6 protein-coding genes are annotated in these 5,237 nt (G+C 27.6%); 1 reads left to right on the top strand and 5 read right to left on the bottom strand.

Going from position 1 to position 5,237, the window contains the following annotated elements; translation table 11 throughout:
• Positions 1–68: 68 nt before the first annotated feature.
• The 4 genes from RDX53_RS13660 to RDX53_RS13645 form a co-directional block, all read right to left on the bottom strand.
• On the bottom strand, positions 69–251 hold the full coding sequence (locus RDX53_RS13660; RefSeq protein ID WP_295571455.1) for a FeoB-associated Cys-rich membrane protein: 183 nt from the start codon (positions 249–251) through the stop codon (positions 69–71).
• A gap of 51 nt (positions 252–302) precedes the next feature.
• The gene (feoB, locus tag RDX53_RS13655) at positions 303–2,363 is read right to left on the bottom strand and encodes a ferrous iron transport protein B (protein ID WP_195931312.1); all 2,061 of its coding nucleotides are present in this window, start codon (positions 2,361–2,363) and stop codon (positions 303–305) included.
• Between the two features lie 112 nt (positions 2,364–2,475).
• Positions 2,476–2,700 carry a FeoA family protein gene (locus tag RDX53_RS13650; protein WP_022072102.1) on the bottom strand — a complete coding sequence of 75 codons (225 nt, stop codon included), beginning with the start codon at positions 2,698–2,700 and terminating at the stop codon, positions 2,476–2,478.
• A gap of 29 nt (positions 2,701–2,729) precedes the next feature.
• Positions 2,730–2,930 (bottom strand): FeoA family protein, encoded by a 201-nt coding sequence (locus tag RDX53_RS13645; protein WP_307994341.1) that lies wholly within the window; start codon positions 2,928–2,930, stop codon positions 2,730–2,732.
• Between the two features lie 276 nt (positions 2,931–3,206).
• Between RDX53_RS13645 and RDX53_RS13640 the strand changes: the two genes are divergently transcribed.
• Positions 3,207–3,764 (top strand): DUF3793 family protein, encoded by a 558-nt coding sequence (locus tag RDX53_RS13640; RefSeq protein WP_195931310.1) that lies wholly within the window; start codon positions 3,207–3,209, stop codon positions 3,762–3,764.
• A gap of 32 nt (positions 3,765–3,796) precedes the next feature.
• Here RDX53_RS13640 and RDX53_RS13635 read toward each other — a convergent pair whose 3' ends face one another.
• A complete protein-coding gene (locus tag RDX53_RS13635) occupies positions 3,797–5,095 on the bottom strand; it encodes a hypothetical protein (RefSeq protein WP_195931309.1) in 1,299 nt (432 codons plus the stop codon).
• Between the last annotated feature and the right edge of the window lie 142 nt (positions 5,096–5,237).

The following is a 5,237-nucleotide window of genomic DNA, read 5'->3' as shown; positions in this document are numbered from 1 at the left end:
TATAAATAAAAAACTCTAGTTAAATTGGGGGGACCAAAATACTAGAGTTTTTCATTTAGGTTACTTTATTATTTAATTTTTTTTAAATCATCTACCATTTGATCTATATCTGCATGGCACTTGTCAGCTGAAGAACAGTTGCTACAACCACAGCCACAACTACTTTTGCCAGATTTTGACTTTTTGATAAAATTGCCAATTGTCGCAACCACTATTAATATCGCTACTATTGCAATTATCCAATTGATCATTTTAATTCATCTCCTATTTATACATTATACACTTATTTAAGTGAAATTTATCTAAAAGATAAACATACAAACATGGTATACGATGAATGCTACTATATAAGCAGTTATCATTTGGAATGCTATTGTTATTCCAGTCCATTTCCAAGAACCCATTTCTTTCTTTATAGCACCTACTGCTGCGAAACAAGGCATGCAAAGTAAGTTAAATGCCATATATGAGAATGCTGCTGCTTGAGTGAATACTGCTGATAATCCTGGAAGTGCTGCTGTACCTTCAGCTGCTGCTTCTGATACTGCATCTGCTGCACCGAATAATACACCGAATGTAGAAACTATATTTTCTTTAGCTATCCATCCAGTTACAACTGCAACTGATGCTCTCCATTCACCAAATCCAAGTGGTGTAAATATCCATTGTATTCCTCTACCTATACTAGCTAATATAGATTCATCCATTTCACACATTCCACTGAAGTTGAAACTAGATAAGAACCATATAAGGATAGTTGATCCTAAGATTATTGTTCCTGCTTTTATTGCGAATCCTTTAACTTTTTCCCATGCATGTATTAATACACTTCTTAAAGTTGGTATTCTATATTGAGGAAGCTCCATTATAAAGTTTGAAGTTTCACCTTTGAATAAAGTGTTACTTAATATTAAAGCTCCTATTACTGCTACTACTATACCTATCATATATATAGAGTAAATTATTAATGTTTGATTATATTGTGTAAATAAAGTTGCAGCAAACATTAAGTATATTGGTAATTTAGCTCCACAAGACATGAAAGGTGTTATCATTATAGTTAATCTTCTATCTTTTTCACTTTCAAGTGTTCTAGATGCCATAACTGCTGGTACTGAACAACCATATCCCATTAAAAGTGGTATGAAAGATTTTCCTGATAAACCAAATTTTCTAAATAATCTATCCATAACGAAAGCAACTCTCGCCATGTAACCACTGTCTTCTAAGAATGACATTAATAAGAATAATACTAATATTTGTGGTAAGAATGATACAACTCCTCCTACCCCAGCAAGGATACCATCGCCAACAAGTCCTGTTGCCCAATCAGCAGCACCCATGCTTTCTATTGCACCCATTATAGTTTCTGTAAATGGTCCATCCCAAAAATCAGTAACTATAGTTTGTAACCATACACCTATACCTAAAGGTCCTTCACCAAAAGTGATTGAGAATAATGCATACATAATTACTAAAAAGGCTGGTATAGCTATAATTCTGTTTGTAAGTACTTTATCTATTTTATCTGATGTTGTTTCTTTTCTTTGACCGTTTGCTTTAAGCGGTTTGCTAACTGTTTTATTTACTACTTCTGATATGAATTTATATCTTTGGTCTGCTATTTCAGCTTCTGTGTCTCCATTGAAGTCACTATTTGCTTTTTCTACTATTGAAGTTATTTTTGCTCTTTTATTTCCTGGTAATTTTTCAATTACTATTTCATCTTCTTCAAGTATTTTTATTGCTTGCCACATTTCATATGAGCTAGATTTGTGATTTTGATTATCGTTATCATCAAGTAATCCCACTATCTCTGTTATATAGTTGTTAACTTGTGGTGAAAATACTTCTAAGTCGTTACTTTGTGTTTTTGATGAAGCTATCTTTTGTGCAGCTTCCATTAATTCATTTACACCTTTTCCATTTCTTGCAACTATTGGGATTACTGGTACACCTAATATTTTTGAAAGTTTTTTAACGTCTATTTTTGTTCCTGATGCTTCAACTTCGTCCATCATATTTAAAGCGATTACAGTAGGTATTTTAGTTTCTAATACTTGTAAAGTTAAATATAAATTTCTTTCTATATTAGTACCATCTACTATGTCTATTAAAACATCTGGGTTTTCATCAACTATGTAGTCTCTTGCTACTATTTCTTCTGCTGAATATGGAGATAAAGAATATATACCTGGTAAGTCTACTATCTCTATTTCCTTATTTTTTTTATATTTACCTGTTTTTTGTTCAACTGTAACACCTGGCCAGTTACCAACATGTTGTTTTGAGCCGGTTATATCGTTGAATAATGTTGTTTTACCGCAGTTTGGATTACCTGCAAGCGCAATTCTTATACTCATTTCGTCTCTCCTCTAAATATTATTACATTTTACCCCAATTACGTCATGATTTTTAATGTCATATTAAATTATATAAGTGCTATATACTATATTTATTTTATATGATTTAGAACTATTTTAAATTTATATGTTCTGCCTCATCTTTTCGTAAACTTAATTCATATCCTCTTAAGTTTACTTCTATTGGATCTCCTAAAGGCGCTACTTTTACAACTTCTACATCTACACCAGGAGTTATTCCCATATCCATTAATCTTTTTCTTACTGGTCCTTTTTTACCAAGGTTAAGAACAACACCTTTTTGCCCTGGCTTTAAATCTTTTAACGTCTTACTCATAAACATTTCCTCCCAATTAAATTGTGCAACTATTGAACTATAATTTTGTTTGCCATGCCTTTGTTTAAAGCTATTTTAGACCCTTTTATCATTAATATTATTCCACTATTGTTTTCAGAGATTACTTCTATTTTTTCTCCAGCTATAAATCCTAAGTTTTGTAAGTGTCTTTTTACGCTTTCTTTAGCACGTATTTCTTTAATTATTTTTTGTTCGCCAATATTCACCATAGTTAATGACATAACATGCACACCCTCTCTTTTTATTTTACTATTTTAAAGTGACGGATAATTGATAGTTAATAATAATTATCAAAATCATTATTTAACGATATCAATTATCATTTTTTATTTTTTATAGTTATATATTAGACCTTTTGGGTAAATTTGTCAACAATAATTGATAATAATTCTTATTTTAATTATCCCGATTTTGCTATATTAAATTTGTAATTCTAGAATAAAATTTTACTTTACTTTTGATACTATATATAGGAGGTATGCTATATGTTTCAAGAGAAATTAATCAAATTTTGTTCACCTACATTAGTTGGCTTTAAATGTGGTAGTTTATTTAAGGTTAAGTGTGATAATTCATACCCACTAGATAAAATATTAGCACAATATAATATCAAATATAACGGCAAAGGGGTTTTCTTCATCAATCTACTAAAAAGAGATAATTCTTCATTAATATATGTGTATAGACCTATAAAGTTAACTAAAAATTTATCCTCTATAGCTGCACATAATTTCTTAAAATCATATGGATATAAATTAAACGATTTAGACAGTGATTTAAATTATCTTAAATATAGATTTGAATCTTTACAAAAAACACCCCACGAAATAGGAGTTTTTTTAGGCTACCCTATTTGGGATGTAAAAGGTTTTATTGATAATAAAGGAAAGGATTTTAAGTATTGTGGCACTTGGAAGGTGTATAATAATACCGACTATGCCAAGATTTATTTTAAGAAGTGTAAATACTATACAAATTTATATTGTAAATTGTTTAGCTTAGGAGTTCCATTAGAATATTTAATTTTAAAAAATAGCTTATAGATATAAATTTAAAATTAATGTATATCCATAAGCTATTTATTTTTTTCCTTTTTAAATTTTGAAATTATCTTTTCTAAAATGCTTATTTTCTTCTTATATGGTTTATCAATTATATTATCGTCATATTGGTCAAATTCTACTTGTTTATGTAATCTCAAATCATCTATAAATTGATTTATGCAATCTCCTACAGACTCTTTATCTAAGCATTCTGAAGTTAGATATACACAAAAGTCTTCTGGCTTCATTTCTCTATAATCGATATTTTCTAATAGTGATTTTATTTTCAGGTTTGATTTATCCTTATCGTCGTATTTAATTACAACTTTATTCTCTTTTATTTCAAAAGATATAATGTATATTTTCTTATAGTCTTTATATATAAAATAAGGATACTCTCCTTCAAACTCATTTAGTTTTAATATAGGAATTATTTTATTTTGGATATAGTTATTGATATTTGTAGCAAATTTAGTATTTGGAAATTGATGTTTATCTTCAAAATCTTTACATGCATTTTTAATTGCTATTGAAAAATCTGAATAAATCCTATAAATAGGTTGGTAATAATAACAATGATTAGGATAATTATATCTATTTTCTTTATATTGTTTTAAATTATAATTATTATCATTTTTCCCCAATGCTTTTAAATTATTTAAGTATATCACTATTTCTTCTTTAATTTCATCTATCCCTTTAACTTTATCTCTATAAAATTCAAGTGCTTTTAATGCCTGTTCTAACTCAATTTTTTCTATATTTATATCGTTTGTTTTTAATAGATCTTCTTTATCTAGTGAAAATTCTTGATTATATTGTTTTTCTAATTGTAATAAATTTAAGATAAGTATCAGCAAAGCATATTTAATTAGCTCTCTTTCTATATAATTGAGTCCATTATCCCCAAATATTTTGTATTTCATCAATATGTTTTTTGCTTCTTTAACTGCTAACAAAACTCTATAGTTATCTTTATTCTCGTCTTCTGATATATTTATCTTGCTATAATCCCAAAATCTTATCCTACAAATTATATCCTCGCAATATAAAACAACCTTATATCTTAATTCTTTATTATTTATATATAGAGGTATCTCATAGCCTTTATCTACCTTTTTAACATCTAATAATATTATTTCACTCTGCTTATTTATCTCTTCTAGGACTTTGTCTTTATTTTGTTGTATATTTATTAATTCTAATTTAATCTGGGCAAATTCGCCTAATTCTATATTAAATATTGATAAATCTTTATTTATAGAGACATCTATAAAATGGTTATAAGTATTTCCTATAGTATTGATTATTTCTTCATAATATTTATTCATAGGCACCTCCAGAATCTTAAAATTATATCTCTTACAAAAATTATAATAGATTTTTTAGATTTTATATATATTATTTATCATAAACATCAAAATTTACCTTAAAAAGGAAAAATATCTTTAGATTTAAATATCTATATTATAT

This window comes from uncultured Intestinibacter sp., from assembly GCF_902468165.1.
In the GTDB taxonomy this organism is placed as follows: domain Bacteria; phylum Bacillota; class Clostridia; order Peptostreptococcales; family Peptostreptococcaceae; genus Intestinibacter.
Note: the sequence above shows the minus strand (reverse complement) of the source record. Positions and strands in the feature narration are given on the sequence as shown.